An 817-nucleotide genomic window follows, 5' to 3' on the forward strand; every position below is an offset into this window, starting at 1 on the left:
GTTTTGGGTCTCTATCTTTTATACACCATAAGGAGGAAAAATTCATTATGAAACTCAAGAAGATTGCTTCTCTGGCGCTGGCCGGCATCATGGCCGTCAGCATGCTGGCTGGCTGCAAGAGCAACCCGGCAGACCCTGAGACTCCCAATGAGCCTACTACTCCTGTTACTGGGGCTGCTGCATATGCTAATGCTGCACTTGATAACTTGGATAATCTGGTTTTCGATAATAGCAGTTGGCTGGATTCTGAGATGGCGGATATCACTGCTGATGTGAAAAACTTGACCTCGGTTGAAATTACTGAGGCGTATAATCGTATTAATGTTGAAGACGATGATGAGATGCTGGAGAAGCTGAGGAGCAGCCTGAATGATGATGGCGTTACTTATGTGGCGTTAAATGCTTTTGGCACTGCTCGTACTAGCGTTGGCAGTGTTTCGTGGGGTAACGTTTATACAGTTTCCGGCAAAATGGATATGGAATCTGCAGTGGAGAGCGTTGCAAAAATGCTGGATACTGCGTTGAATGGTAATCTGACGGATACTGTCAAACTGAATGGCGCTACTTATGATTGTGATTATACTGGTGAAATCAGCGCTTTGAAAGTAAGTAACAAAAATGTTTCTGGTGCTAGCGCTTGGGTTATTACTGTTGTGATTGAGCAGAATGTTACTAAGTCTGCAAACACCCAGGTCTAAACTTTACTTATAACACCCCCGGGGCACCATACCGGGAGATGATATAAGGGGCGCACAGGTGCCAGAGACCACCTGCGCGCTCGGGTAAAACACCCATCCGATGTGGCGGCAAAGAGGAA

The 817-nt window shown here is 46.4% G+C and carries 1 protein-coding gene; it reads left to right on the top strand.

Annotated features, from left to right (window positions below; translation table 11 throughout):
- Positions 1 to 47 precede the first annotated feature (47 nt).
- On the top strand, positions 48 to 698 hold the full coding sequence (locus B5G12_RS14185; RefSeq protein WP_087325493.1) for a hypothetical protein: 651 nt from the start codon (positions 48 to 50) through the stop codon (positions 696 to 698).
- Positions 699 to 817 lie beyond the last annotated feature (119 nt).

The organism is Faecalibacterium sp. An58 (assembly GCF_002161515.1).
Lineage (GTDB): Bacteria > Bacillota > Clostridia > Oscillospirales > Ruminococcaceae > Faecalibacterium > Faecalibacterium avium.